Genomic DNA, 26,899 nt, shown 5'->3' on the forward strand with positions numbered 1-26,899 from the left:
CTGACGACAGCCATGCAGCACCTGTCTCCTTGTATGCATCGTTAGATACATAAAATCTACTTTCATAGACGGGCAAGGGATGTCAAGCCCAGGTAAGGTTCTTCGCGTTGCGTCGAATTAAACCACATACTCCACCGCTTGTGCGGGCCCCCGTCAATTCCTTTGAGTTTCAGTCTTGCGACCGTACTCCCCAGGTGGGACACTTAACGCGTTAGCTACGGCACGAAAGGTATAAATACCTCCCACACCTAGTGTCCATCGTTTACTGCTAGGACTACCAGGGTATCTAATCCTGTTTGCTCCCCTAGCCTTCGTGCCTCAGTGTCAGTATTAGAATAGAAAGTCGCCTTCGCCACTGGTGTTCTTCCTAATATCTACGCATTTCACCGCTACACTAGGAATTCCACTTTCCTCTCCTATACTCTAGCTGGACAGTTTCAAATGCAGTTCACCCGTTAAGCGAATGGATTTCACATCTGACTTATCCTGCAACCTACACACCCTTTACACCCAGTGATTCCGGATAACGCTCGCCCTCCCCGTATTACCGCGGCTGCTGGCACGGAGTTAGCCAGGGCTTTCTCTAGCAATACTGTCAACCTATTACGTATTATGCAATAGACATTTCATCTTGCTTAACAGGGTTTTACAATCCGAAGACCTTCATCACCCACGCGGCGTCGCTGCGTCAGACTTTCGTCCATTGCGCAAAATTCCCCACTGCTGCCTCCCGTAGGAGTCTGGGCCGTGTATCAGTCCCAGTGTGGCCGTACACCCTCTAAGGCCGGCTACCCGTCATAGCCTTGGTGAACTATTATCTCACCAACTAGCTGATAGGACAAAGGCTCATCTCTAAACGATAGCTTACATATAGAGGCCATCTTTAATCCTAAAAACCTACATCTCTAGGATATTATCCAATATTAGCTCCGATTTCTCGAAGTTATGTCAGTTTTAGAGGTAGATTACCTATGTATTACTCACCCGTGCGCCACTTTACTAAGCCTCCGAAGAGACCTTTCTCGTTCGACTTGCATGTGTTAGGCACGCCGCCAGCGTTAATCCTGAGCCAGGATCAAACTCTTCAAAAAACATCAAAAATTCAACAGAGACCGCTGTTCGCTTGTCAAAGAACATCTTTATAGTCTTTAAGAGACTGGATTATAGCAAAGAATTAATTCCTGTCAAGCCCATTTTTGGCATTTGGTCTTATTTTTATAAACTTTCTCTTTCCTACCTTCAGCAGGAACTCTTTTTTTATCTGTATGTCAAGAGTTTCCTCCACAACTTTATTGCCATCAATACACACAGCTCCACCTCTAACAAGCCTTCTCGCCTCACCACTTGTTTTAGCCATTCTTGCATCAATCAATAACTTGACTATCCATATCTTGCTGCTGTTAATCCGTAATTCTTCTATCTCTTCAGGGCGCTCCCTTCTGCTGCATACTTTCATGAAATATTCTTCCGCTTCTTTTATTTCATTCTCATTATGAAAAGTTTTCATTATTTCTCTTGCCAAATGCTTTTTAACATCCATGGGATTCTTCTTTTCATGGGCTAACACACTTCTAATTTCATCAATCCTCGCAACAGATATATCAGTAGCTAATTCAAAATAATTCATTATCAAATCATCTTTTATAGACATTATCTTTCCATACTTTTCCTTTGGAGTATCATAAATGGCAATATAATTATTAAGGCTTTTGCTCATTTTATTTACACCGTCAGTTCCTATAAGAATTGGCGATAAAATAGCTACTTGAGATTCCTGAGAATATTTTTTTTGTATTTCTCTTCCTAACAATATGTTAAATTTTTGTTCACTAGCTCCTAACTCAATGTCAGCCTTAATCATGACAGAGTCGTATGCCTGAAGTATTGGATACAAAAGTTCATTCATTGATAATGGCAGTCTTTTTTCATATCGCATTCTGAACGTCTCATGGGCCATTATCTGCGCAACTGTAAACTTACCAAGAAGCTCTATTAAATCCATAATTTCCATCTTTTCAAACCATTCACTCTGCCAGTGAACTTCTGTTCTTTTTTTATCAAGCACAGTATATAACTGATCCATATATTCAGTTGCATTCTTTCTAACTTGTTCCTTTGACAAAGAAGGCCTGGAACGATCTAGTCCTGTAGGATCTCCAATTTGAGCAGTATAATCCCCTATTATTACAACTCCAACGTGTCCCATATTTTGCATTTGTCTCATCTTTCTAACAGAAACCATGTGCCCTATGTGAATATCTGCCGTGGTAGGATCTATCCCATATTTCACTCTCAGAGGTCTTCCAAGACCCAGTTTTTTATTAAGTGCATCCTCCGATATGATCTCTACTCCGCCTTTTTTTATTTCCTCTAACACCTTATTTCCCTCTATTTCTCTGCCCTAATTTTGTTAATATTGCAGGAATTTTTTCATTTCTTATCAAATCCAAGTACGTCTCTCGCTTTCTAATTAAGTAACATTTATTATTTTTTACTAAAACCTCTGCTGCTCTTGGTCTTGAATTATAATTAGATGACATACTAAAACCATAAGCCCCAGCACCCAAAATTGCCAAGACATTATTTGATTCAACAAAAGGCAATCTTCTGTCCTTTGCAAAAAAATCTCCTGATTCACACACAGGACCTACTATATCAACAATATCTGAAGAGGTTTTTCTGCCAGATTTCTGTAAAGGCAGTATCTTATGATATGCATTATATAAACTTGGTCTTATTAAATCATTCATTGCTGCGTCAACAATAATAAATTTCTTACTCACCGATTTCTTAACAAATAGTACCTTTGTTAATAAAACTCCTGCATTTCCTGTTATAAATCTTCCAGGTTCGAGAATCAATGAACAGTTAAGTTCTTTCAACAACGGCTTTAAACTAGTTGCAAATTCACTAGCTTTTGCAGGACTTTCTTTATCATAAATTATTCCTAGCCCTCCTCCTATATTAAAGTAATCTATATTTATTCCCTCACATTTCAACTTATTTATAAAATCTACTGCTTTTTTAATAGCTTCAACATAAGGTTGAACCGAGGTTATTTGAGACCCAATGTGGACGTGAATCCCTCTAAACTCCAGATTCCTATATCTGTTTGCTGTTTTATATATCTTAAAGGCCTCATTCAAGGATATTCCAAACTTGTTTTCTTTCTTTCCTGTTGTTATATATGCATGTGTCTTGGCATCAACATCAGGATTTATGCGCAAACCAATTTTAGGCCGTTTATTAAGCTCTCCAGCTATTTTGTTTATCAATTCAAGTTCAGCTTGAGATTCTGAATTGAATAGCAATATATTGGATAAGAGTGCAAATTTTATTTCATCCTTTGTCTTGCCAACTCCTGCATAAACTATTTTATCCGATTTAATTCCTGCTTTTATAGCACGATACAATTCTCCCCCTGAAACTACATCTGCACCACATCCCTGATCAGCAAGCAGCTTACATATTGCTATATTTGAATTTGCCTTAATAGAATAGCATATTGTGTGATGGATATAATCAAAAGCTCTATCAAGCTTAAGATAATGATCTATCAGAGTCTTATAACTATATACATAAGTCGGAGTTCCGAATCTTTGAGCAATTTTCTCAAGATTTACATTCTCGCAATAAAAACTTTTCCCAACATACGAAAAATCATGCATAGAAAATCCTTTTGTATTATTAATGTCTTGTTTAGTATATCAACTACTATTTATACTTGCAACTGCGGATGTATATCTAACAAAAGATCCTCAAATTTCCCTTCTTTATACCTATGATATGCAAGTCCTGCTATCATTGCCGCATTGTCTGTGCAAAGTTTGAATGAAGGGGAAAACAAATTAATACCCTTTTCTTTACAAATTTCAGAGAGCTGTTTCCGAAACTCTGTATTAGCAGCTACCCCACCACCAATTAAAATTGTCTCAACATTTTTTTGTTCTGCTGCACTAACAATCTTCTTTATCAAAACATCTATTACAGACTGTTGAAATCCAGCGCAAATATCACTAACATCTGCCAAATGCTTAGTGGAATTACACTCAAGATACCTGGCTACAGCTGTTTTCATTCCACTAAAACTAAAGTTATAAATATCCTTTCCAAGAAACGCCCTTGGAAAATTCATAGCTTTAGAGTTGCCTTTTTCAGCCATTTTAGATATTACTGGTCCACCCGGATAGCCTAAATTTAGCATTTTTGCAACCTTATCCAGAGCCTCACCTGCTGCATCATCATAGGTTTGCCCTAGCAATACATAATTATTACAACTTTCTACATAAAATATCGCTGTATGCCCCCCTGATATAACCAAACCAACAACAGGACAGATAATACTACTGTGTTCCATAAAGTTGGCATATAAGTGTGCATGTATGTGATTAACTGCTATAAGAGGAATACTTAGTGAAAAGCTCAGGGCTTTGGCTGTCTCTGTGCCTACAAGAAGGGCATTTGCCAATCCAGGACTGCTCGTAACCGCTACTGCATTAAGCTCGGATAACTTACAATCCGCTTTTTTCAAAGCTTCCCAAATTGCATGACTAATCAGTTCAATGTGCGCGCGTGAAGCAAGCTCTGGAACCACTCCCCCAAACTTTTTATGAATATCGATTTGTGTACTGATAACACTAGATCTAATGTGCTTTCCGTTTTCTACAATGCTCGCCGCAGTTTCATCACAAGAGCTTTCTATTCCTAAAATTAACAATTTATGAGACTCCTCAGACTTTATCTATTCTCCGAGATGTCGGACAACACCGTATTTCCTTAGAATCACAAGATCTGATCTTCTAGCTGTTTGGTCTTCCTTTGTTTTATAATCAACGTCCATGATTTCTATAAATTCCGCCGTATAATCTTTTAACACGCCGGGATATTCAAATATCTTATCACCTTTAGTCAACTCAAGCACAACTCTCTTACCAATATGTCTTTCTAATAAAGGTTCGAAAGACGTTCCCATAGAACCCATCAATTCTTGTTTCATCTGGGAGACGTATTTATCTTGAGAAGTTAGTATCGACCCAGCAGGAGCAGCTTTTTTGGCCTGACCGATTAACAGATTCACTACCTCCATCATCGAATCTCTTACCGTCTTGAAGAAATTTTGCATTCTTCTTTTAATCCTTCTTAATGCCGTGGGATGATAGGTTCTTTTTAATTCCTTCTCCCTTTTTTTCTTTCTACGTTCATTTAATTCGTCGTAGTAGCGAATTAAGGTTTGAATATTAGGATACTCCTGTTTATATAGAATGTAGCTCGTCTCATCATGTCCACTTTTATCTTTATGCTTGGTTGAATAAATTAGTTCTAGCCCCGTATTTTCCACGCTCAGTTTACCCCAAAATATTTTGCCAGTTGTTTTTTCCAGGGTTACCAGGTCCTCTGAAAAATCCCACAGGCATTTATCTCTAACTCTTCCTCTAATAAAAGCAGCAACCACTGTGAATGTGATAATAGAAACTATAGTTATAGCAAATGTATCAGGCATAATAATCTCCTTTTAAAACCCATCCAAATTTCCAGATAACGTTCCCAGAGTTTGTGAAGCATTTGAGTGAAAGTGCGAAGCGCTTGAGTCACAAACTCTGTGTTATCGGCCTGTTTGGCAAACAATATCATAACCAAGTATTGCTTGAAAAAAAAATTCTCAATCCTTATAGTATACAAAGTGTACATCCTTGTGTGCCCCTACCGTTTTGATATGGGTAATTGCATAATATATAAAATCATCAATATACTCAAATGTATCATAACAATCAAATATCGCATCATACAACGCATTCTCATATTCAGTATATGATTGTCGTCGGGCGACTTCCTCAGAAATAAGCCCTGCCTTAAAGCCCATATATTCCGCAATTGAATGAACAAATAGTTCTTCCAGCCATCCGTTAGGATAACTATAATTGCCTTTGCCCTCTTTCTCCCAAATTTCTTTAAATAATGGCTCTTTTGCTAAGATAGATATAGCCGTCTTCATTCTCTTTGCTTCCTGCCATCCCCTGATTAAAGGATGCAGTAATTCATGGAAAATTGTCCTGAGGACAGATCTCGTTGAGCCTTTGATCTGATAAACAACCACTTTGTGGCCGGCTTCGCTGAAACCATACGCACGCTGAGGCCGGCTGAAACTAGATGGATAAAGGATGATTTTCGTGCTTCCCGAAAATCGCCGGCCGGTTAATTGTTCCATAAAAGTGATCGGCGAAAAATTAAGCAACCCCAGCTCTTTTGCCAGCGATTTGGCGTCCTCATATACAAGTTTTCTGTGTTCGGTTAACCACTGTTTTTCAAACCCTTCATGGTAATATCTATTCAGGAAATCTCCATACCATTCCGTAAACTTATTGAAAGATATTCCGAGTTTTTGCATAAGCGCACTGTTCCATTTGTCTTTAGCCCATGTCTGTATTTCCTTTTTTTTGTCTTTTTTAATGAATTTTATAAGTGGTTCTATTTCATCGGGACCATCATAGTTTTGAACCAAATGGCATAATTGAGACTCATGGGAATTCTCGATGAGAACCGTCGCCTCACGCAGGGTTTTCTCAGAAAGGTCTTCCCGCATTTGAAGCGCCCATGAAATAAAAAGCCGATCATGGTCTTCTGTAAACTTAAGGGCATGGAGGCTGATTATCAGTTCATATTTTAAACGTGGTTTAATTTCTATTCGTCCGTCCCCAACTTTGTATGATAAAATGGAGTCATCAGCTATAGCCGGTTTAGCTGCGCAAATATTGATGGACATAACTCCACTGAACGAGCAGAAAACCATTAAAATTTTTATTAAAGAAACTCTACCTCTCATCGACAACAATCTTCTCTTATGCGCCATTGTTACCGGCTATTGCTATTAAATTCCCCACAAAATCAGATCCTGTCAGGCGTATACCCTTTAGACTTTGCCCACTCTGTAGAACAAAGAAATTTCTTTTGTTTCCTTCGAAGCCCTCTAGTTCCAATAATAAAAATAGGAACCACAATAAGGGCAACGAAAATAGGGATAATGGGTCTTCTCATTGTTGCAAATATAAAAGAAAGGGGTATAGCAAATGTAAGTGCTACCCATAAGCCATACATTCTGCCCATCCGAATCACTTCTTTTTTCTCAATCTCGGTCATATGCACACAAATCTCTTTCACTATTTTTGATTGAAATGGTGACCATGTTTTCCAACTCATATTTTTTTACCTCCTGGCCACAATGGCCGATAATTTAACATAAACAAAGCACTTCGTTTATGCACGACTCTAGATGAAGCCTCAAATTGTAATTTTTTTTATTGTCATCTCTTTCAAAAATCTAAAGGGATTTTAATCCGCTCAATATCCCGTCGGCTAACGTGAGTATCGATTTCTATATTTTACTCTTGTGCCCAAATAACTCTTGAATATACCGCAAATTTGTACCGCTTTCTAAAAAGACTAGGTAGCAAAACGTTACTTATTTCGACTTTGAACTTTGTCTTATTATTCTGGCAGCTTTTATTATTCTAATGGCAGATTGAAGCTGTTTATCTCCAGTTAGAATGGAGTGTTTTGCTTTGTCTTTATTTTCGATGGCTTTGATCCTTGCCTCAAATAATTCAACCTTCTCCTCTTTTGACATCTCCAGAGTAACATCAGGTATAAGTCCAACTTCATCAATACAACGGCCTTTGGGCGTATAATACTTAGCCGTTGTCAATCTTATGCCAGATCCATCAGATAGAGGAATTACTGTCTGAACAGATCCTTTCCCAAAAGACTTAGTTCCCAATATAATGCCTCTATGCCAGTCCTGTATTGCGCCGGCAAAAATTTCGGAAGCACTGGCACTACCTTCATCTATAAGAACAACTAATGGCATATCCACAGGATAAAGAGCTTCAGTTTGTGAGACGAATGTTATATCCTGTCCTTTATTTCTCCCTTTTGTAGAAACGATGAGTTTCCCTTTTGGCAAGAACAGATCTGTTACTTTGACACAAGCTCCCAATAAACCACCAGGATTGCCCCTTACATCAACAATTAATCCATCTATTTTCTTCTCTAAAAGAGAACCTATTTCTTCTTTAAGTTCAGAGAATACTTTCTGATTAAACTGGACTATTCGCACATATCCTATATTATCATCCAATACTCTGGCATTTTTTATGTTCTTTATCTTTATTACTTCACGTACAATGTCAAAGTGAAGAAGTTCCTTTTCTCCTTCCCTTGCAATTTTTATTGAGACCTTTGTTCCTTTTGGTCCCCTTAATTTTTTCACTGCTTCCATAAGCGTTAGGTTTTTCGCCGATTTACCATTTATCTCTGCAATCACGTCCCCTGCTTTAATCCCTGCCTGATCTCCAGGAGTATCTTCAATTGGAGAAATTATAATTAGGAAGCCATTTCTAATACCAATGACAATTCCTATCCCACCAAACTCTCCCTTTGTTTCTACCTGCATTTCTTTGTAAACGTCTGGAGCCATAAACTGACTATGTGAATCCAACCCTGTTAACATTCCATTAATAGCGCCATAGATAAGCTCTTGAGGCGTGGCTTCTCTAACATAAGAAGACTGTATGACAGTGATTACATCACTAAATAATTTAAGCTCTCTGTAAAGGCCTGTGTCAGCTATAACACCATCTGATATATTCTCGCTTTGAACCTCAATAGACAGACAACAAACAATAGTAGTAATAATTACAGCTATTACCTGTATCTTCCTCATAATCGATATATTGATCTGATACATAAGACAACTCCTATGTATAATTATTTATCTTATTTTCTTCTTATGTCTATTTTTGCGCAATCTTTTCTTGCGCTTATGCGTGGCTATTTTCTGTCTCTTTTTTTTCTTGCCGCACGGCATAAATTCTCCTTTCTAAAAATCTGTAAATAGGCTATATTAATAGCATAATAGCGAACATTGTGTCAATCAAAACATGTTAAATAGCGAGCAAAGACAAATTCTCTTAAAAATTGCCAGAGAAACTATGGAAACCTATATCAAGACAGCTAAAACACCAATATTCAAAATTGATGACAGACCATTAAATGAAGAATATGGCTCCTTTGTAACCCTCCACAAAAAAGATCAATTACGCGGCTGCATAGGTAATATTATTGGCACAAAGCCCCTATGGGAAACAGTCAGGGATATGACAATTGAATCTGCAACAGGTGATCCGAGATTTTCTGCTGTCAGAGAGGATGAATTAGAGCAAATAGATATAGAGATCTCCGTTCTAACTCATCCAAAAAGGATTGAAAATATTGATGAATTCCATTTGGGCAAACATGGAGTAATAATAAAGAGAGGTTTTAATCAAGGAGTGTTCCTGCCTCAGGTTGCTCAGGAAACAGGCTGGTCAAAAGAGGAATTCTTATCCTCTCTCTGCAGTCATAAAGCAGGTCTCTCTCCAGATGCTTGGAAGGACAAAACCACCGAAATTCACATCTTCAGCGCACAGGTTTTTAGAGAAAAAAGGGCACAGAATATTATTCCACTACATTGTTAGAAAGCATCTTCCAAACTCGGAGTCCGCGACGTGAAAGATAAATTGGGAGACACTGGAAACCTCTTTGAACAAGTACCTCCTGCAATTCTCTTTTCTTCGCCATATCACCATTTGTCAGGATAGCAATTGAACCGCCGTCTCCTCCTGCACCGTTTACCTTACAGCCGAGAGCATGGAAATCTTCAGCTATTGATATGATCTCTTCAAATTTGCCGCATACAAGACCCTTATGGAGCTCCCGCTGAACTTCGGTATTTCTATTAAAAGTTCTCCCAAGTGCTGGAAGGTCACCTGCATCAAGAGTGTTTTTCGCCTGACGAGCCAGCTTCCGCAGCTGCTTTATCCGCTTGTCTTCATGTGGAGAATTTCCAAGATTGGCAATAACCATTTTATGTATTTCTGATGAACTGTGTGGTTGACCTATATATGTTACAACAAGACGGTGTTCAAGCTCCCACCAAACGTCATCCGATGGCTGTACGCTTGAAATGCTTGAGTGGGGAAAATCATGCATCTCAATGAAGTTGATTCCGCCATAGGCGCTTGCAAGCTGATCCTGAATACCGCACTCCAGCCCCAGTTCTTTAGTTTCAATTGAGTGGGCCATGGCTGCTATTTCATGTGACGTCAAGTGTTCTTGAGTCAGGGCATCAAGTGCTCCGATTAAAGCTACAGACACTGCCGCAGAAGTTCCCATTGACGCTCCTGGAGGAGCGTACGAAAAGATATTAATTCTCAACGCAACATCTTGTGGTATCTTCATTATCTTGATCGCTGCCTCGAGTAGAGGATGTTTATTGTAGACAACGTGTTCCGGGTCCAATGAATAGGATTCACCAAAATTTTCTGCGGAAATGACTATGCGATCCTCGTGCTCTGCAGAGTCCAAAGGGAAAAGTTGAACTTCGACATATGGGTATATCGCAATATTGAACACGGCACCTGACCTGGCAAAATGAGTGTCTGTCCATCCACCAACGTCGCAGATTCTTGTTGGTGCTATCGCATTGATTACAACGGGTTTCATATACGTCCTTATCTATACGTTCAGCCAATCCGTATGGAATGTACCTTCTTTGTCAGTTCTCTTGTAAGTATGGGCACCAAAATAATCCCTTTGGGCCTGCAGGAGATTTGCAGGAAGACTCTCTCTTCTGTAGCTGTCAAAGTATGCAAGCGCTGAACTGAATGCAGGAGTGGGTATGCCAAGCTCTACTGCTGCTGCAACAACCTTGCGCCAATTATCCTGATTCTTCTCAACAATTTCCTTGAAATAGGAGTCAAGCAACAGATTTGGCAGATCAGGAGACTTATCAAAAACCTTCTTAATCTCTCCAAGAAACCGCGCCCTGATTATACATCCGCCGCGCCACATTAATGCAATCTCGCCAAAGTTCAGATTCCATCCATATTCTTTTGCAGCAGCCCTCATCAAAGCATAGCCTTGAGCATAAGAACATACCTTTGACGCATAAAGAGCATCCTTTATAGCTTTTACGAATTCCTCTTTGTCTCCCTCATACTTTTCTGATGGACCATTAAGCACCTTAGATGCATTTACCCTCTCTTCCTTTATAGCGGAAATACATCTTGCAAATACGGCTTCAGCAATTGTTGGAGCTGGAACACCAAGATCTAAGGCAGCCTGAGAAGTCCATTTGCCGGTTCCCTTTTGACCTGCTGTATCAAGTATTATCTCCACTAAAGGTTTGCCTGTATCAGGATCAGTCTTTGATAGTATATCTCGGGTTATCTCAATCAAATAACTATCAAGTTCTCCTTTGTTCCATTCTGCAAAGATCTTATGCTGTTCCAGAGCTTTTATTCCCAAAGCATTTTTCATCAGAAAATATGCCTCACATATAAGCTGCATATCTCCATATTCAATGCCGTTATGCACCATCTTTACAAAATGGCCTGATCCATCAGAGCCTATCCATTGACAGCATGGCTCGCCGTCTGCTATTGCACAGATTTTCTGTAATATAGGTTTAACATGTTTCCACGCTTCAGGAGAACCTCCGGGCATAATACTGGGACCTTTTAGAGCGCCCTCTTCACCACCTGAGACACCTGTTCCTATAAAAAGAAGTTCTTTAGATTCCAAATACTTTGCCCTGCGTATGGTGTCAGGAAAATGAGAATTTCCACCATCAATAATAATATCTCCCTTTTCCAGATAAGGTATCAGTTTTTCCATAAAATCGTCTACAGCCTGGCCAGCTTTAACCATAAGCATAATCTTGCGCGGGGATTTTAAAGAATTGACAAATTCTTCTATTGAGTGAGTTCCAATAATATTCTTGCCTTTTGCCCCGCCGTTTATAAATCTATCAACCTTCTCAACTGTCCTATTAAAAACTGCTACAGTAAATCCCTTGCTTTCCATATTAAGAACCAGGTTCTCCCCCATCACAGCAAGTCCTATCAAGCCAATGTCTGCCTTCTGCATTTTCCTTTTCCTCCTGTTGTTTATTAAGTTTATTCTATTATTTTACCAGTTTCTATCTGCTGTATGACAACACCTATCCACCAGCGAAGATTTATGAACAAAATTCCTTTAAGATTACCACGTATAGTGAACTTTATAGGTTATAGTTTTCTCCTCGTCTGGTGCCAGCTGAACCCGGAATTCAACGGTCTGGCTGTCAGTCTTGAGATAAATGTTTGATTTCTCTGTGATATTCCAGTTAATCCAGCGATACAGGTGCTCAACGACCCTGATTTCCACCTTCTCTTTTTTGTGATTACGGAGTTTAATTTCAAACGCTTCATCCAGCCAGTCCTGATTTGTATCAATCTTGTAGTAGGTGCGTTTCCTTTCCCCGACAATATCAAACGCATTTCCTGTATACACACGAACAGTTTCGTCTTTTGGCGTGTGGTCAATAGTGTTCTCTCCTGTAAACTCCAGTTGCCCATCATCACCGCGGCGATAGAATCGCATGCGGCCTTGTGGCAGAGGAATGCCTAAATGGTTTTCTTCTGAATTTTTAAGCTCCCTCATTACCCACACCTTGGAATTACACTGCGTGCCATAATCACGATCCTGACGGATATTATCTGCGTTCCAGCCGCGATAACGGTTCCAGTCAATCTTTGCCCCATCATAGACATACAAACGTTGTGATTTGACTTCAGAAGCGCGCATAAATTCAACTTGTTTTGTTTCTCTGTCATGAAGAGTTGTAGAACGATGTAAAGTATAGAGATGATATTCATCAAATGCTTTCTCAGATACAGGAGGACGCATAATACCACTACTATTCATTTTGGACATTGCTAATGTTCCTACCCTATCTTCCTGCCCGGGTTGAATCTTGCTTACATCTCCAGCCATAAGTTTGATCTTTGCATTCTTAAATGTCTTACCGCTTTGATTATCCATTGTTATCCAGCCGACAATGTCAAGAACATCTCCCTTTTCCGGCGCCACAACATTATAATCCGCCTTCCAGCTCATACCTCCGCTGATATAACATAGTTCCGCTGTCATTTTGCCCTGACTGTTGGTTTCAAGAAGCCAATTAAGAGTCGGCTTTAGGACAGTATCGTCCGTTAAAGAAGGGAAAAGCGGTAAGCCCGGCAATCCAAATCTAATCTTGCCATCCACTTCAATTACAGGTTGACCTCCTACATTTGGATTTGCATAAGCCATCTGCCTGTAACTATACTGTGCTCCATATTGCTGCATTCCTCTCTGATGAGGAACATAGCCGCTGCGAATAATCTTACCCTGAACAATCTCTTCTTTGTCTTTATGCTGAATAAGAAAATCAATAGTTTTGCCTTCATATAAAGAAAGCAAAAGCCCTTGTGAGACAGGATCTGAGCGGTAGTTCTGTTCAAGGATCTGGATTGCGCTTTTGCCTTTTGGATCGCGCAGAATCACGGAATCCGGCTCCAGATGCGCTGTTATATCTGTAACCCGAACATCATTTGTTCCCTTCTTTAAATCAAGACTCAGTTGGTCGCGCACAACGGCAAAGTTCTGATTGTAGATCGTCAGTGCTGGGTCAGCAAACCCCGCTCTCACACTAACAACAAACATCCCTGCAGCTACACAAAACACGTACACTTTCTTTATCATCCTATCCTCCTGTTTTTGTTTGTTTTTATTTTGAATTTCGTGCTTCTAATTTTTCTTTACATGCCCACAAACCTGCTGATGGAGAGCTGATAAAAAAGACTTGTTCGCCGTCAGGCATGGTATTCCAGCCTTCTGACATCTTTTCAGGATTGTATCTATTTAAAGCCTTTTTAATATCCACATATTTAAAATTAACTCCTTCTATCTCCCCTTTTGTCAATTTCCCGGGAGCATATGTTATGCTAAAACGCCCCTCAGATGATCCATGAATAAGGTGCGCAGTAGCATGCCTTAGGTCCTGCATATCTTCATTCTTTCTATATTGCTCCATAACAGAGGGAGTTCCAACATATCCATACTTACGGATAATCTCATCAACCTCCGGCTGTTCTCCAAAACGCTCAAGTCCCGGAGCAATAATCAATAACTCTCCTCCATCTGCTATAGCCATACGTGTGCGATATATTGCTTTATTAGCCACCCACGTACTTTTAAATTCGTCTGCCTGCATTACCGCAACAATCTTCTTAACAGGTTTATCAAAAACAGTAATATTCTGCTCTTTGCTTTTTCTGGCTGCCGTTAAATATGTTTCAATATCATCTCCAACATACAATCCGGTAGTAACAAGTTTATCATCTTGATTTCTTGCCATAACGATTAGAATATATACGTGAGGAATGTTGTTTAGGTACTCTTTCTCTGCTTTATTATAACACGCTCTCAATGGTGTTATAAGCTGTCCAAGATTATTTTCAATACCACAGCAGGCCGCCATCATATGGGAAGCGCATATCATTTCTTTTCCGCCAAGACCAATAAAGTAATTCTTGTTATGATTGGCAAAACCCAGCACTTCATGAGGAACAACATGTCCTATATTTATTATAAGATCATAGCCCTCTTCTACGACTTTTCTGTTAATTTCAACAGGTATTGGCCAATCAGCTTTACCTTTGCTGACCTCCTTTACATAATCCCGAGAAACCTCTCCAAGGGTTTTACAACCCTTTCGCCAATCATGCTCAAGAAAACAATTCTGAGGGATAGAGCCAAACATCCATTTGTTTTCTTCATCAGTATGAGGAACATGCTGCCCCAATGTAGGTATAACATCAACCTTACAAGTCTTGGGAAGAAGCCTGTAAATCATCTCTGTTAATTGTCCTGCGCCTGAATGATAACGGGTAATATCCGGCGGTAATAAAAGCACCTTTTTGAAATTTTTTGTTATCCGCTCACTTGCTTCCTGCACCACCCTCTCCATTACTTCCTGCTTCTCACTTAAATCTATCTCTTTTGATTCTTTATAAAACCATGGCATCTTAAATCTTCTCCTCTTATATTTTATCTACTTTAAAACCAATTTCTGATAAGATATTCGCTAATTGCGATTCTTCTTTTTTAAACAAGATCTCTGTATTAAAAAATTCTCTTCTCACAGGATAATTTTTTCTCAAAGAATCGAACCATGCGCCACTTTTCTCAGCAGGTAAAGAAAAAGATTCCCTAAGTTTTGAATCATCCTTTTCAATATCATACAATTGAGAAATAACTTCGTGTAATTTTTTTTCTAATGAACCATTATTCATTTCACTAACTTTAATAACAGGACAATTGCTATCCGGCAAAAAGTCATTGGGATTCCATTTCGCTTTCTTATTTAAATATTGACACAAACTATTGTATATCATAAACGTCCCATTGACTTTTCCGTCAAAGGAATAACCTGCAATATGAGGAGTTCCAATCAACGCCATTTTGAGCATCCCTGTATCAATATCCGGCTCGTTTTCCCACACATCCAAGATAACCTGAGATATCTTGCAATGCATCAGAGCGCTCTTAATGGCCTCTGTGTCTATAACCCCGCCGCGAGAGGTATTTACAATTACAGGACATTTCTTTAAACGTCTTAGAAACTTTTCATCTATCATATGATATGTAGGATACTTGCCCTGTCTTTCAAGAGGAACATGAAAGGTTAATATATCACAATTTGTTATCAATTCTTGTATTGGACGATATTTTATATTTCCTGTTCTCTCAAAAAGAGGAGGATCGTTAAGAAGTACTCTCATTCCCAGAGCATTAGCCTTCTTTGCAACTTTACTGCCAACACTACCAACTCCCACAACCCCAATCGTCAAATTGCAAAGATTGAGACACAACTTGTTTGCTGTATATAATAATGCACAAGCTATATATTCTGAAACGGAATTAGAATTAGAACCGGGCGCGCTTGCAAACCCGATACTTCTATCATTCAAATATTTAACATCGATATGATCCAGCCCTATCGTGGCCGTCCCGACAAACTTAACCCTGCTTTTTTCTAAAAGTTTGGAATTAACCTCTGTGATAGAGCGGACAATCAAAACATCAGCATCTTCTACCTTTTCAGGAGTTATCTCTCTTCCATGAGAAGTCTCAACTTCTCCTAAAGTAGAAAAAGCCTCCCTGCCAAATGGAATATTCTCATCAACAACTATTTTCACGCTATTTCCACGGTGGGATGCTTGGCAAATACTTGTCAAACTCGTCTATCAGGGATTTTTCATAATACCCCGCATACTTCCCATTTATGAATTTGTCAAAGGCTTCATTGTGAAATCTTTCCCATGATATATCCTCATCTCCAGGATTAATGGGATAAAACAGGGTATTGTTAGCGCGCGCTGCTTTCATATCTCCTGGAGCATCCCCTATCATTAGAATATGATCCGGCTTATAATTGTCTACAGCGGCAAATGCCAGATGTTCTTTCTTTGTTCCCATTTCCTGGCCCGCAATCACCTTGACATATTTAGAAATATCGTGTTCATCCCACTCTCTCTTGAGAGCTTCACATGGGGTTGCAGATACAACAATTGCATCTGCTGTGTTAGAAATCTTTTCCAGGCTCTCCCTGACAAAAGGAAATGGAGGCACTCCACGAACTATTTTTGCTACTGTCTCATTAACTGCCTTAGACCATCTTAACGCCTGCGACAGTATAGGGTCACCTGTTTCCTGAACAGCTCGTTCTAAAGCGGGATTCCCAAGTTTTGTCTCTTTCTCAATCCATTTGCGCAGGGATTTTGCTTCGGGTATATTAACCTTGCGTTTTTTTACATCTTCTCTTTCCAAAAGAAGATCAAAAACCATTGTAAGAGCAGGAAACCTGTTTATCCCGCGCCATTTTGAATACAGGTTTACAAACTCTGCAGCTTCTCTGGCATATTTTGATACTGCTTGAAGTTCCCATTCATTAATAATATTAGGAATAAAACATTCTTTATGCTTTACTTCCATAGTGTCAAACGTACACCCGTCAGAATCAATTCCAACAAAAAACTGCTTTTCAGGCTTAAATTCTTTTAATTCCTGTGCTGCATCCTGCATAAAACATCCTCCTCTCTCCGCAATCTATAGTTGCAATTATTAATTAATTTAAATTTCTAATTTGTATGCCTGAGGAATATACTCAGCACATTTCTTTCCCGCAAATACAGGCTTGATTCTCGCAAAGCGTTGTATTCCGTTAACTATTGGCACACTTACCCAATCCTCTCCAATGAGCGGTCTTGCATATTTTATGAATTCGTCAGTTACATCAATCTTATTCTTTGCTATCCAGTTTGAAGGAAATTTCCTTTCAGAATTTGCAACCTTCTCAAGAGAAACCTTGTCATATTCAACACTATAAATTGACCCTGATTTTCTGAGAATTGTAGACATAAAACCGTTAGTTCCTTCATAAGCTATCAGAACTGCTTTCTGGCCAACTTTATAAGCTTCATCCAAATCCACTGTAGAGGCATAAATTGCCGTATCACGCTGGTCAGTTCCTGGTATATATCCTCTTGCACTGCCTCTTGCTTTAAGCCCGACTTTATTTAAATAATTCACAACTGTCTGCTTAACAGTACCCTGGCTTGCCCCAAACTCAGTATGTCCGAAAGCATCCTTTGCTTCTCCAATATCTCCAACCTGAAATCCCTCACTTATCACTACAATAACTCTGCCTGATCTTTTCAACTCTTCATTCACATTATCTGCAAGATCTTCTATGGAAAGCTCAGTCTCAGCAAGATATATCTGTAACGGCATCTTTCTTTCAGGATCTGCAAGACGCGCTGCCGCAGGAATAAAACCTATCTTCCTTCCCATAGCCTGAATCACCGTAACAGGATCTGCAGGAGAAGAACCATCGTTCTCTTCATTTGCATTCTGGATGCAATACGCCCAGTATCTTGCTACACTGCCGTATCCCGGGGTATGATCTATAAGCTTGAATTCTTCATCCCCAACATCATTGTCTATTGTTTTCGGCACGCCTACTGCAATTAAATCCAGCCCCTTATCCTTTGCAAGCACACTAATCTTATGGGCTGTATCCATTGAATCATTACCGCCAATGTAAAAGAAATAGCCGATATTATGAGCTTTAAAAACCTCTATAACACGATTAAAATCCGTAACTTGTTCTTGCTTTAACTTATAGCGGCATGTTCCTATTGCTCCAGCAGCTGGAGTTGTTCTTAAAAAAGATATTTCCTCTTCACTCTGAGCACTCAAATCCAACAATTCCTCCTTAAGAATCCCCTCTATCCCATGGTATCCAGCGTATATTCTGCCAAACCTCTCAGGTAATATCTTACATGTCTCGACAACTCCCCTGAGAGAGTTATTAATTACTGGTGATGGGCCACCGGATTGAGCAATAATAACATTTTTTACTTTACTCATATTTCAACTCCCTCATTTTCATAACCATCAAAAACTTATTATTATTTAATAATTAAAACATTGAAAATTTAAAATTAGAAATTATTTATACTCCGCTAAAAGCAGAGAAGCCTCCGTCTACAGGAACAACAATTCCTGTTACAAATTCTGATGCAGGAGAAACAAGCCATATAAGAGATCCAATTAAATCAGCCGGATTACCAAAACGGCGCATTGGAGTATGATTTATTATAGTTTCCCCTCTTGGAGTAAGTTCGCCTGTCTTTTCATCAACAAGCAGAAAACGATTCTGATCTGTTAGAAAGAACCCTGGAGCAACAGCATTGACTCTAATATTTACAGCCGCTAAATGAGTCGCAAGCCATTGTGTAAAATTAGACACAGCTGCCTTTGCTGCTGAATACGCAGGGATCTTTGTCAAAGGTCGGAACGCACTCATAGAAGATATATTTACGATATTCCCGCCATCTCCTTGTTCCGCCATTAGTTTCGCAAATACCTGGGTCGGGAGAAGAGTACCTAGAAAATTCAGATTGAAAACAAATTTCACTCCTTCCTGATCCATATCAAAAAAGCTTTTGTTTCCCAGTACATCAATTTTCTTTAGATCCTCAGGCTCCAGAGTCTCCTTGGCTGTAGTTGCCTTTGGGCTGTTGCCACCAGCACCATTTATAAGAATATCCACTCTTCCAAATAACTCTAATATCCTGACAGATGCCTTTTCAATGCTCTCCTTATCCAGCACATTACAGGCTAAGCCCACTGCTTCTCCACCATGTTTTGTAATATCAGCAGCAAGTTTCAATGCTACATCCTCTCTGAGATCAAGGATGGCCACTTTTACTTCATGCTTTGATAAAGCCCTTGCCATTTCTCCGCAAAGAACCCCTCCACCACCAGTTATTACAGCTACTTTATCCCTAATATTAAATAACCCGCTATTGTCCACTTCTCCCTCCTAAATTACTTTTTGGATTGTATCAAAATGTATAGAGATGTCAAGAAAGGCAAGTCTGAAAACTTATAAAAGCTTTTGCCATTGCATCAATGCGTTCCTTAGAATGGCCTACTGCCTCAGGAGATGGATACCACTTAGAAATAAATCCTCCATTGAATTTCCCAAAAGAATCAATTAAATTCTTTGCATAGGTGCGGATATCCTCAAGTGTTCCATTGACCATTGTATGCTGGATATCCACAGGACACCAAAAACATATCCGGCCACCAAACCTGTCTGCTAAATTTTTTACTCCCATATTTTCCTGCTGGTCCATCTGGATAACATCAAGTTCTGCTTCAATAAGGCCGTCTAATAATTCCATTATATGTCCACAACTATGTAAAAATGTTAACATTCCTAGTTCATGAGCAATACGATAAACTCGTTTATAATGTGGTTTAAAAAACTTGCGAAAAATCTCAGGCGACACCATTGGCCTGTCCTGTAAGCCCCAATCATCAGCGGATATGATCCCATTCACACCGAATTTAGCAAGATTACGGATTGCTGTGATTGCAATATCTGCCAGAATATCAAGAAGTCTTGATAATTCATCAGGATGTTCATACGGGTCAGTCCACGCTTCGATATGTCCTCGCAAATACTCAAGTCGGTGAATAAAACTCAAAGGAATCGAAGCCAAAACGAATTTATTGTCAGTATTTTCCTTAATCCTCTGTTTGACTCTCTTATACCTTTCAGGGTTATTATAATCTGGAAAAGGGTAGCTATCTAACTTTTCATAGCTGTTAAGTGGATGAATTTTTACCTGTCCCATTGTTTTATCACTCGGCAATTTCTCCCAAACACATCCCCATTCATCTTCTCCTTCAATCTTGGGTTTCCAACCCGGGTCAATAATATCAGCTGAATGAAAGGTAAAAAAATCCGTCCCCCACGGTTCTGGAAGATCATGTGCAATACGCTCAGGACCCTGAAATTTTACTGCACGAATTACAATCTCTTTGCTTGTCATAACACTGACTCCTCGTCTAAATTTTTGTTATTTCATCAACACGAAACTTTGGCAACTTTCATATAAAATCTCTAGTTATTGTTTTCTCAGCAGTTTTATTTTTCACAATTGAAATTTGGAAAGCAATTCTTCAGCTTCTTGTTGAGATGGACAACGGGTGGAAATTAATAGCCCCTCTGGAGAGAGATTGTCCAAAACAAAATCAATCTCATCTGGCTTACAATAAACAATAATCGCCTTTTTCTTTGCCTGAATCTTTTTATAAATGGGCATCCATTTTGCAACACTTTCTTTTGCAAGTCCAGCACCTGGAACCCATTGAATTGCATTAAGTCTTGGAATTTCAAGAAGCATGTTTAGGTGCTTTAGAGCGTCTGGACCATCAAGATGATAAATGGAATAATCCAAATAATTTATTTCGTTAAGTATCTCTTCCCAAAAAAATTCTTCGTACATTTTGGTAGAAATAAGACATGTAAAATCGCTCTGGACAGGACACATTTTCATTGGTGCCCATAGACCCCAAGCACATGTTCCCTCCTGATCGTTTGCAATAATCCTGTAGCTTTCCTCATAAACTTTATGCCATGCTTTCCCTAAAAGTTTCATTGCTTCTTTTACTCCATCAGGACTATCAATCAAATCCATACATAACTTTTCAGGACTCCCCCTTAAAACTGCCAACGAATCCATGCCAGCATGAAGATCTGTTATGCTAACAAGGTAATTCCCGTGGGAGCGTCCCAAGGCATAGGATGTAAACTCTTTAGTCTTCTGCCAGTAAAAATTATCTTCTTTGATGTCAAGAGCGGATAGGTCAGAATAATCCTTAAGCATTGGCTTACTCCAGTCCGCCCAGGAGATAGGTTCCTTTGAACCAAGCGGGGAAAATTCCAGAGTTGCACCCATATAAGCAGAGAAAACATCAGTACCAAATTCTGGCCGACATTGAGGAAATGCTAAGCCGCCATAAAAGGTGTTTTGAATTTTTCTCTCTGCAAGTTTAATAGCCTTCTCTTTATTAAATCTATCTTTTGGGCTTCCAATAGGCGTTTCATCTTGTTGATGATTCTCACGTGGAGCTTTTACCTCAAGAGCTACTTTATTCAGAACCTCACAATTCCACCACGCTATATAATATTTTTTTATCTTTTCAAAATCTTTATCCATATCTTTTCTTCTAACCTCTTTTTAATTATTTCACTGTGGAAATCAAAATATCATATATTTCCCTGAATCATTATTCTTTCAACTTTTCCAGATTCAATGGATTTTTCCGCAGTAAAGGCAATCGCAGTGCTTAAAATACCAGTTTTTACATCTGTAAGAGGTTCTTTTTCTCCCCTAAAAACCTTAACTAAATCCTCAATCATAGCAGGATCACCCCCACCGTGTCCTCCCTTTCTGAGTTCAGGGTTAATAGTGATAATTTCATTACTATGTCTTTTACTTATTATTACCTCTGTCTTATGTTTATACGGCTGAAATTTGCCATTATGGCTGTAAAAATCCTGAACACTTATCCTTCCCCTATCACCAATAAACTCAAATTTTCTTTTATAATCAGGGGTAAAGTTGCATTCTGTAAACGAAGCCTTGGTGCCATTTTTATAATTGATTAGAAGTACTTCATTATCATGAATATCAACTTCAGAGGCAAAAACACATCTATCCTCCACAATAAATTTTTCACCAGACATATAATCACTATGATAATGCTCGGAATCAATAAACTCTTTACAGGTTTTTTTCTCTTTACAATTACTACACCTTTTATCATCCGGTTCATTACCACCAAAAACATCAAGACTTCCTAAAGCATAAACTGACACAGGCTCGCTTTCTGTCATCCAGTTTATAATATCCAGACTATGGGTTGCTTTCTGAGGAAGAAGTCCGCCTGAATATTTCTTTCTTCTGTGCCAGCTATGAAAAAAGTAGGATGAGCCTCTTTCAACAGAATCAACAGCATTAACAATCTTTATATTTCCAATAACACCAGAAGAAATTAACTCTTTCACCTTTTTATATAAATTGTTGTATCTTAAACAAAATCCCAGCAAAAAAATAACCCCGTTTTCCTCTACGGCTTTTTTCATTTGCAAACAGTCTTTAAGTGTTAATGCCATCGGTTTTTCACAAAAAATGTGTTTTTTCTTCATGGCAGAATTAATAACTATTTCATGATGCGTATAATCTGGAGAAGTGATGATTACCGCATCTAGTTCATCTAATTGCAGAAGTTCTTTATAATCTCTAAACCTGTTTTCTTCATTTATGTTATAATCATTGGCAAGATTAGCTAGCCGCTTTTTATCCGGATCATTGACGGCAACGATCTGAACTCCTGGAATCCGGGTAAGATCCCTGCAAAGCCCTACAGCCCTATTACCTGCGCCAATGATACCAAATCTAATTTTTCCCATTAGTAAAATCCTCCTAACACGTTTATTATGAACTACAAGTATTCATTAACAAGTGCAATATAGAGTGCGGCGGTCCAGCCGTAGTCCCTTATTACACGTGCGCCCTTATTTCTACTTCCCTTTCTCAACATATAGCGTGGATCTTCTTTCCCTTCGCAATCATAGTACTCCATAAGAACACCTATTTTCTGATACCATCTATCTATTTCTTCAACAATTCTTTTAGCAATAATTCTCGCATCCTCAACAAACCCATAATTTTTAAGTCCCTCTATTATCATATAGCTTATGTTTACCCAGGTTGGTCCTCTCCACATATCTTTTTCAAAGACTTTTTCTACTGGAGAAACAGAAGGTATGGGCATTCTGGTAAGAAATTCTTTTTCATCCATTAACTTATCCCGCAGTATTGCTGCTCTTCTTTCATCAGGAATTTTTGCAAGGAGTGGCAAAAAGCAGGCAGGGGTTTTAACTTTTATAAACTCCCCCCTCCCATTAAGATCATAGTATAAGTCGTCTTCCTCACACCACATCTTTTCATTTATAAGTTTTACTAATCTTTCTTTGTTTTCATCAAAAAAGTCTTTATCTTTTTTCTTTTTTAAGATAAGCGCAAGTTTTGCCAATATACTGAGCTCACCTACCATATACGTCACCAGGTCTATATTATCGTCAGCACCCGAATGATCAAATCGTGGTGAATTGTCCCATCCTGACTCTCCGCATCGGCAGAGAGTGCTGTCCTCTATTTTAAGCCATCCCAAAAGTCCACTGCTGGTAAAGGAGCGGTTTTCCAGGATCCACTTTATAAATCTGGATAAATGTTCGTAGATAAATTCCAATTGATCTTTTTGGCATTTTCCAAAATCGATGATTTTTGCTAAACCCCACCCAATTATCGGAGCCTGTGTTTCACCGACAAGCCTTTCATTTATGGAATCCATATTCATCGGAATAAACCCATTCTTTTGCATTCTTTCAAGAACTGCTCTAATTGCTTCATAAGCCATTTGTTTATCAATATAATTCCAGCCGATGGCATGAAAAACAGAATCCCAAATCCACATCTGTCTGTGTGGATATTTATCAGGCGTTGTCCATCTGACATGGGCCTTTTTTTGTTTGGATTCAACGTTCACTCTTAAAACAGAGGCGCTTTTAGCATAAGTTGCTTTATGTTTTGAACTTATCTTTTCAGGAACTTTCAACTTAGAGTAATAAGAAAGCGATTTTCTCTTTATATGCTTATATTTTTTCTTAAGTAAGGGGAACTGACCAGCAGTTTTATGGGCATTGTCAAAAATATAGGAGAGGGATATAGCAAGACACTTTTCCACTGTTCTTGAAAAAGGAACCTTTCCCTTTGCGGAATTAATTGTCATATCTTCAGTGAATATTACATTCTGTATAAGTTTGTTATTGTTTTCCCAGACAATAGAAAAATTATTAATATTTCTTAAATTTAAGAAGTAGAGACCATTATCAATAACTGTTATCTCAAGACTTTTTTCATTGTTAAATTTTAGAAAAATATAGTCGCCTGAAACAACAGATTTCTCTTTTGAAAAACTTTTTAATGATAGTTCTTTTGAATCAATATAAAAAGCAAAAGAGGGAACTAGACGCGTTGAGCCTTTCTCTTTAAGACAACGTATTTCCACGCCGATATTATTTTTAAGCAACCTGCCGATAAAAGGCCTTAAATAATCTGTATTGCTGTCATATCCTGAAAGACAGAAAAGAGCACCTTCTCCCCAGATGTTTGGGTAGTAGTTCTTTAATAACATATCCCTCCTCCTTTTTTCTTATTTACTTCTAAATTCTAGATATAGTTTTTCATAGTAATTTCGTGGCCTTACTTCCTTTTGCATCCAATATTTATTTTTAAAACCAAATTCCCTTCTACTTTAACATTGAAGGAGAAAACATCTTTATTTTCTTTGATTTTTTTTGGTTTATATTCTTTCCCATTGAGATCATTTATGCCCTTCATTCTCCCCTTTCTCAGAAAACCTGTAATTTCTGCCATGCCTAGTCCTTTTAATTTCAGCATGCAATTTCTATTATGTAGTCTAGTCAAAGAGGATATATGAACTCCGCTACATTCCAAACTTAGGGCAATATCATCTGTCCACACCACATCCCGAATAAGGCCATCTGTAACCATACAGGGATATTTCTTCCCCCAGAGTCGAATAGAAAAAAACTCCTTGTTCTGTGGAACCTTCCAATTTGTATTTACAAGATACATTCTACCTTCTTTATTTGCTTTAGAATTATTTTTTCTCCATATGACATAGTTTATATTCTTACTTTCTTCAATTCCAAAATCTTCCTTAAATTTTTCTCCTAGAAAGCAGAGCAAATCCCGATTAAATTCTATCAGTCCATTCTCTGCGGGAAAATCATAGAAAGCACCTAAGTAAACAGTCCCTTTCCCAAGTTTATTTTCAAGAAAAACAGGATTCTTATTTTGATCCGAAGCTAGAATTTGGGCATTTAAATTAACAAGCTCACAAATCCTGGTCTCTTCCTGTACTTGATAAATCTTTTTCCCTAAAACTAAATTTCCCCCTGTTCTGATAGACTTAATTTTCTTTCCTGCTCTTTTTATATCTGCTCCAATAAATTCCTTTAGCTTACCCTTTCTAAATATTTTAGGTTCTTTTTCCGGATTGGTGCGTATATCAAAATGACAGGCACTTATATAGAGAACTCCACCTCTTTCAACATATTCCTTTAACCGTGTATAAAGATCTTCAGTCATTGTATTCCATCCAAGAAGAACAACACATTTATAATTGCAAAGAGAATCTAAAGATATGTCTGATGGAGGAATATCAACCTGCCCATATGGAGTCCCGCAGAAAAATTTGCGTATGGAAGGATTATCCTTGTATTCCTCTATTGGCAAAGGCGGCAGCCATCCATTGATTGCTTTCCACGAAAACATATGTTTGTTCTCTTTCCATTTACCCCAGAACGTTGTATTCCACTCCTTCCATTCTTTGGGACCACTAACTTCCGGCGTTTTATCGCCAGGAAGCCATAGCATGTATTCCAAATTTCCGAAAAGCACTGCAAGAGATGAGTAAGGTTTCCCCTGACGCGGATGAAGACGAGAAATGCGGTAAAAATTCCTTAATATGTTACGATTATTTCTGGGGAAATTATCTTCTTCATCAAAGCGCTCATATGCATTGGTCTTGAATAGAGAATTCTCTGTATAAGCATAATTCCCGCCATGAGTATAGACAAGATTGAGTAAAAGGTTAAAACGTCTTGAAGCCGATTCATCATGTGGAAAACCCAGATACCAGTCTATTGCAATATGAGAGCCCCAAAAGATATTTCCTCTTAACTGACACGCTGCTCGTGCCATCCCAAATAAAAGGGAAACATTAGTTACTGGTTCTGCCTGTATAACATCTCCTTTTTTTAAAGGGATATATCCTGCAAGTAAACTCGGTTCACCCCATGACGTGGCAAATCCAAGCCTATCATAAGATTTTCTTCTCCTTTTTAAATGAGCAACATAGATATCGCGTATTTCTTTAAGTGTTTTAGCTTGCGTGAACTTTTGCATTTCAATTACTTCTTCATCATTTATTTTATGCGGGATTATAGTATTTGTGAATTTTTTTTGATTTTGAAAACGTTGAAAGAAACAGTACCCTTCATGGGCATGAATCCCCTCAAAACATTTATTATCTTTTAAGAATTTTACTTGAACAGGATTACCTTGAATAGGCCAGCTTGTAATACGAAAAACAATATTCCTATCATTACAAAAGTTTATCCATCTTTTCCATTTTTCAGAGGATGCTGGTTTTGCATAGGTTCTTCCAAATGTAGGACGAAAAATAATATAGTTTCCCATTTCTGTATCTTTGAAAGCATCCAGAATATGTTCCATCTGACCACTTTCATCATGCCTGTGGTCATCAGAATCTGTTCCTATCCATAGAGGTACTTTTTGCTTATATTTTGGATAAATTAGTTTTATCTTTATTTGTTGAAAAGCGTTGGCTGAGTGAATAGAGATTTTTTTATTTATCCCTTCCTCTTTAGCTAGAAACAAAAATTTGTATTTCCCCGGGTTTTCAAGCTTTGTAACTGATGAAGCAGTAGGTCTTTTATCATGCCAACCCTGATCATGCGCTGATA

21 protein-coding genes and 1 rRNA gene are annotated in these 26,899 nt (G+C 38.5%); 1 reads left to right on the forward strand and 21 read right to left on the reverse strand.

Features of this window, described 5'->3' with window-relative positions:
• The 8 genes from KKC91_03815 to KKC91_03850 form a co-directional block, all read right to left on the reverse strand.
• Positions 1-1,091: ribosomal RNA gene (locus KKC91_03815) — 16S ribosomal RNA — on the reverse strand; the annotation flags it as partial.
• An 83-nt stretch (positions 1,092-1,174) separates the two neighbouring features.
• A complete protein-coding gene (locus KKC91_03820) occupies positions 1,175-2,392 on the reverse strand; it encodes a tyrosine--tRNA ligase (protein MBU0477676.1) in 1,218 nt (405 codons plus the stop codon).
• A complete protein-coding gene (gene lysA, locus KKC91_03825; protein ID MBU0477677.1) occupies positions 2,379-3,668 on the reverse strand; it encodes a diaminopimelate decarboxylase in 1,290 nt (429 codons plus the stop codon). The genes KKC91_03820 and lysA overlap by 14 nt, the downstream gene beginning before the upstream one ends.
• Positions 3,669-3,718: 50 nt before the next feature.
• Positions 3,719-4,741, reverse strand: a complete 1,023-nt coding sequence (tsaD, locus tag KKC91_03830) for a tRNA (adenosine(37)-N6)-threonylcarbamoyltransferase complex transferase subunit TsaD (protein ID MBU0477678.1) — start codon at positions 4,739-4,741, stop codon at positions 3,719-3,721.
• Positions 4,742-5,500: a hypothetical protein gene (locus KKC91_03835; GenBank protein MBU0477679.1), complete on the reverse strand. Its 759-nt coding sequence runs from the start codon at positions 5,498-5,500 to the stop codon at positions 4,742-4,744. It lies immediately after the preceding gene.
• A gap of 159 nt (positions 5,501-5,659) precedes the next feature.
• Positions 5,660-6,760, reverse strand: coding sequence for a hypothetical protein (locus KKC91_03840; GenBank protein ID MBU0477680.1), 1,101 nt, complete (start codon positions 6,758-6,760; stop codon positions 5,660-5,662).
• 122 nt (positions 6,761-6,882) lie between these two features.
• Complete coding sequence (locus tag KKC91_03845; GenBank protein MBU0477681.1) at positions 6,883-7,194, reverse strand: hypothetical protein; 312 nt, start codon at positions 7,192-7,194, stop codon at positions 6,883-6,885.
• Between the two features lie 262 nt (positions 7,195-7,456).
• On the reverse strand, positions 7,457-8,740 hold the full coding sequence (locus tag KKC91_03850; GenBank protein MBU0477682.1) for a S41 family peptidase: 1,284 nt from the start codon (positions 8,738-8,740) through the stop codon (positions 7,457-7,459).
• Between the two features lie 193 nt (positions 8,741-8,933).
• Here KKC91_03850 and amrA point away from each other — a divergent pair, with 193 nt between their 5' ends.
• A complete protein-coding gene (gene amrA, locus KKC91_03855) occupies positions 8,934-9,509 on the forward strand; it encodes an AmmeMemoRadiSam system protein A (protein MBU0477683.1) in 576 nt (191 codons plus the stop codon).
• Here the strand turns inward: amrA and KKC91_03860 are convergent.
• The 13 genes from KKC91_03860 to KKC91_03920 all read right to left on the reverse strand — a co-directional run.
• Positions 9,490-10,536, reverse strand: coding sequence for a GHMP kinase (locus tag KKC91_03860; GenBank protein MBU0477684.1), 1,047 nt, complete (start codon positions 10,534-10,536; stop codon positions 9,490-9,492). The two genes, amrA and KKC91_03860, sit on opposite strands and share 20 nt — an antisense overlap.
• A gap of 12 nt (positions 10,537-10,548) precedes the next feature.
• Positions 10,549-11,961, reverse strand: coding sequence for a decarboxylating NADP(+)-dependent phosphogluconate dehydrogenase (gene gnd, locus KKC91_03865; GenBank protein ID MBU0477685.1), 1,413 nt, complete (start codon positions 11,959-11,961; stop codon positions 10,549-10,551).
• 114 nt (positions 11,962-12,075) lie between these two features.
• Positions 12,076-13,599: a hypothetical protein gene (locus KKC91_03870; protein MBU0477686.1), complete on the reverse strand. Its 1,524-nt coding sequence runs from the start codon at positions 13,597-13,599 to the stop codon at positions 12,076-12,078.
• Between the two features lie 25 nt (positions 13,600-13,624).
• Positions 13,625-14,923, reverse strand: a complete 1,299-nt coding sequence (locus KKC91_03875; protein ID MBU0477687.1) for a DUF2088 domain-containing protein — start codon at positions 14,921-14,923, stop codon at positions 13,625-13,627.
• Between the two features lie 16 nt (positions 14,924-14,939).
• The gene (gene pdxB, locus KKC91_03880) at positions 14,940-16,097 is read right to left on the reverse strand and encodes a 4-phosphoerythronate dehydrogenase PdxB (protein ID MBU0477688.1); all 1,158 of its coding nucleotides are present in this window, start codon (positions 16,095-16,097) and stop codon (positions 14,940-14,942) included.
• Between the two features lies 1 nt (position 16,098).
• Positions 16,099-16,983 (reverse strand): HAD hydrolase-like protein, encoded by an 885-nt coding sequence (locus KKC91_03885; GenBank protein MBU0477689.1) that lies wholly within the window; start codon positions 16,981-16,983, stop codon positions 16,099-16,101.
• A 48-nt stretch (positions 16,984-17,031) separates the two neighbouring features.
• A complete protein-coding gene (locus KKC91_03890; GenBank protein ID MBU0477690.1) occupies positions 17,032-18,330 on the reverse strand; it encodes a diphosphate--fructose-6-phosphate 1-phosphotransferase in 1,299 nt (432 codons plus the stop codon).
• An 85-nt stretch (positions 18,331-18,415) separates the two neighbouring features.
• The gene (locus tag KKC91_03895) at positions 18,416-19,279 is read right to left on the reverse strand and encodes an SDR family oxidoreductase (GenBank protein MBU0477691.1); all 864 of its coding nucleotides are present in this window, start codon (positions 19,277-19,279) and stop codon (positions 18,416-18,418) included.
• A 49-nt stretch (positions 19,280-19,328) separates the two neighbouring features.
• Positions 19,329-20,306 (reverse strand): hypothetical protein, encoded by a 978-nt coding sequence (locus KKC91_03900; GenBank protein MBU0477692.1) that lies wholly within the window; start codon positions 20,304-20,306, stop codon positions 19,329-19,331.
• A 102-nt stretch (positions 20,307-20,408) separates the two neighbouring features.
• Complete coding sequence (locus KKC91_03905) at positions 20,409-21,476, reverse strand: hypothetical protein (GenBank protein MBU0477693.1); 1,068 nt, start codon at positions 21,474-21,476, stop codon at positions 20,409-20,411.
• Positions 21,477-21,526: 50 nt separating this feature from the next.
• Complete coding sequence (locus tag KKC91_03910; protein ID MBU0477694.1) at positions 21,527-22,732, reverse strand: Gfo/Idh/MocA family oxidoreductase; 1,206 nt, start codon at positions 22,730-22,732, stop codon at positions 21,527-21,529.
• Between the two features lie 32 nt (positions 22,733-22,764).
• Complete coding sequence (locus KKC91_03915) at positions 22,765-24,519, reverse strand: hypothetical protein (protein MBU0477695.1); 1,755 nt, start codon at positions 24,517-24,519, stop codon at positions 22,765-22,767.
• 68 nt (positions 24,520-24,587) lie between these two features.
• A partial coding sequence (locus KKC91_03920; GenBank protein ID MBU0477696.1) for a hypothetical protein occupies positions 24,588-26,899 on the reverse strand: 2,312 nt, incomplete at its 5' end.

The organism is bacterium (assembly GCA_018812485.1).
GTDB lineage: Bacteria > JAHJDO01 > JAHJDO01 > JAHJDO01 > JAHJDO01 > JAHJDO01.